A 3,417-nucleotide genomic window follows, 5' to 3' on the forward strand; every position below is an offset into this window, starting at 1 on the left:
TAGGTATCTCTCCAGAAGAAGACCCTACGCAAGGAGTTCCACAAGCCATCGCTTCAACTAAAACTCTGCCAAACTGCTCTTTCCACCATGGCACGGTTCTAGATGGTAGGACTAAAACATCTATGGCCTTGTAGAAAGCAAACATCTTATCCAAACCAAATGAACCAAGATGTGTCATCTTGATATCTTTTTCTTCTGCAAGTTTAATTATGTATTGGTAATATTCATTGTCTTCTGGGTATCCAACTATAAAAAGTTCAATGTCGTTGATGTTTCTTTTCTTGAGTTCACTGAGTGCTAGTATAATTATATCAACACCTTTTGGTTTTGATATCCTTCCTGCAAAACCTACTTTGAGCTTAGCATTGCTTCGGACGTCAAGCGGTTCCACATCAGTTCTAAATTCAGGTATAAAGTAGTAAGTTTTGTATATCTCTTTACCGAAACCTTTGCTTCTATACATTTCTATTGCATCTGTTGGAATAACAACGAGAGCATCAGATAACCTTAAGTTGAGCTTCTCAAAGAATTTGAATGGTATGGGATGATTCTTGAAGATATTTTCATCACTCTCTATCAATATCTTTGACTTTGGATTTAATATTTTTGTTAGTAAGAGTATTACAAATCCTGCGGTTGAGTATGGTTCTTGTTTCAGATAGACAACATCAGGTTTATGTTTTAAAATGATCCAAGCGATCTTGATGAAGTTGAGGTAAAAGAATGCTCTTACATGGTTTGTGAATATAGTTCTCAAAGGGTAAATCTTGTAGTGTTTGTCAAGCTCTATTGTTTCAAAGGTTTGCCACTTTGATGTTTCAAACCATCTTTTTGCTGTTATGACTATCATTTCAAGTCCATGTTTTGACATCTCGTAGAAAAGCTGACGGTAATTTTTCTCTACTGCTCCGTGCCATATGAATAATACTCTAATTTTACCATTGGTATTCATCGTGAAGCTTGATTTTAAATTAAATCCTCACATTTTGACAAATTGTCATAATAAATTTTGACGGAGTTTTAGTTCTTATTTGACTTTGAAATCAAATTCAAGACTGTTTATGCTTACAAGATTTTTCATCTCTTCCCATTTTTCCATGCCGAGAGGTATAAATGCTACTCTGTAGAGTATTCTTTGTAAGTAACTAATCCATGCTCTCTTTAGATGTATTTTCACTCTGTATTCCCCTTTTTCAAAAGCGTTGTTAAGTTTAATAAATCGCCTTATATAGACTCCTCCGTCTCCACCTTGTGGTATTATGTTAGGCACTTCAACATATCTTACATTGCCTTTTTCATCTATTATTTCAAGTATCCCTAGAATGTCTCCGTATGCTCTTTTTCTTGATACCCATCCTAGATCAACAGTTAAAATACCGTTTTCATAGGAAATATTTGTTATCTTGATTGCAATCACATTTTTGAGTATAGCATCGTAGAAAAAAAGCCAGTTTGTGAGTTTATTACCAACCCATAGAGAGTATGTCCCACTATCAGGTATTTCTCTTTCAAAAACCTTCTTTAAGTTAGTTTTATCTGATACTAGGTTAGAATACTGATTTGCGATAAACACTATGTCTATATTATGCTTTTCGTTGAAATCAACCCCATAGTAATCAACCTTGTTCATATACGAGTAGAGTAAGAAACTAGATTCAGGTAGTAAGTGTGTCAAGTTTATTCGCATAGCGAAGGTTGTTTTTTCACTTACACCTTCAAATTTTCTGACTTCTGATGCTGTTCCTATAAACTTGACTACCATTTCAGGTGTGTTGTATTCTATCCCCCTTTTAGGAGATGAAGGAGCTTGTGGTAAATTGTTTTTTGTTACATAAATTCCTACTATGTTTAGATTGGGTAGCTCTAAAATATTTCCAAAGTTTGTTGCTAGAATATTCCACATTGAAATAACTACTATTAGTGTGACCGCTACTTTGTTAGTAGTCTTCTTAATCTCATTCTTGTTAAAAGGATGAGATATTATCATTCCTAGCACTACAACAAAAGGTAGAATATATCTATCAATCTTAACTGTAGTAAGAAATGTAAGTATTACATAAGGTATTATTAAGTATCCTATAAGTATTATGATTGACTTTAGGTCCTTTCTAGCTATTATTGAAATGACTCCAAGCGTTAGAAAGATAAAAAGTGGAATATACAGAGAGTGATTTATTAATATGCTCGGATAGTAAATTATGGAATCTATTGAAATTCTATTAGGCATCATACTGACAATCGTTTTGTCAGAATTTATATCTGACCATACCTTTACAAATTCGGGATTGAGAAGAATCCAAGAGAAAATTGGAATGGTCCCTACTAATATAGACAAAACATAGTTATTTACAAGTCTCTTAATATCTATGTTCTTGTTGTTTAAATGTTTGTATATCCCTCTTATTATCCCCACTAGTAGTAGGTAGGGTATAAAGATTAGTCCTGTTTGTTTTGTGAAAAAAGACATAGCGATGGCTATGCCTACCCACATCCAACTTTTTTTCGCTAGTAAAAAGTTTGTTCTTAAGATTATGTAGAACGCAAAGGCAACTGCAGAAGCCATAGGAACATCTAGGTAAAACACCTTACTGTAACCTATTACAACTGGAAGAGAGGTTGTAACAAATGCTGACAATACTGCTCTAAACTTGTCTCTATTAAACAGTATTTTAGCTATTCCATAGACAGAGAAGTAAAGCAAAGGTATCCAAAGAAACAAGATTGAGAAGGTTGCACTATCGTAAGAAACTCCAAATATAATGTGAAACATTGATGCAACTACATAGCATAGGTGTGTATAAAAGTCGTAAAATAGTAATATCCCATCTATTATTGAATTCTCACCGGGATTCCTAATAACATCAAGAATTCTTATTGAATTTAGAGTGTGTCTTGCTTCATCCCATTGAGGCGTAGAATCATCAGATATAACCCATAGCAGTTGGACAATAATTATGAATATTAGAGGTATTATGATTAGAATTTTTCTTAAGAATACCCTAGTGTTGTTCAAAACATATATCAGATAAGGTTTTAGAACCTTGCTTATGTTTCTTAAAACCATATTATGGCTACTCCTATAAGTTTGTGTTTAGAATAAATGACATCTATTGAACTTATCAAAAAAAATCAGAGGATATTTCAGGGAGTTTTTGGAATGACTGAAAGTGTTAAGTCTAGTAGATTAGGTGGAGTTTTAAGACATTCAAACTTGGTGTTTTGTTATTATATATATTATTTGATAAATTTGTAAATCTACCAACTGAAGTGCTTATAATGATTCAGGCATGTTTTGGAATGGTATAATCAACCACTATAGGGATTTAATAGACGTGATAACTGATAAAACACCGGTTATAACTCTTCTTGAGGGTAATACTCCACTCATAAGGGCTGTTAATCCTGTCTCTTATACAC

The 3,417-nt window shown here is 33.2% G+C and carries 2 protein-coding genes; both read right to left on the reverse strand.

The genetic code is table 11. From position 1 onward, the window contains the following. Positions 1 to 952 (reverse strand): glycosyltransferase (locus tag N2712_07845; GenBank protein ID MCX8029888.1); only part of this gene is annotated, 952 nt, incomplete at its 3' end. Between the two features lie 75 nt (positions 953 to 1,027). Beyond that, a complete protein-coding gene (locus N2712_07850; protein MCX8029889.1) occupies positions 1,028 to 3,064 on the reverse strand; it encodes a glycosyltransferase family 39 protein in 2,037 nt (678 codons plus the stop codon). Positions 3,065 to 3,417 lie beyond the last annotated feature (353 nt).

Source organism: Brevinematales bacterium (genome assembly GCA_026415355.1).
Taxonomy (GTDB): Bacteria; Spirochaetota; Brevinematia; order DTOW01; family DTOW01; genus SKYB106.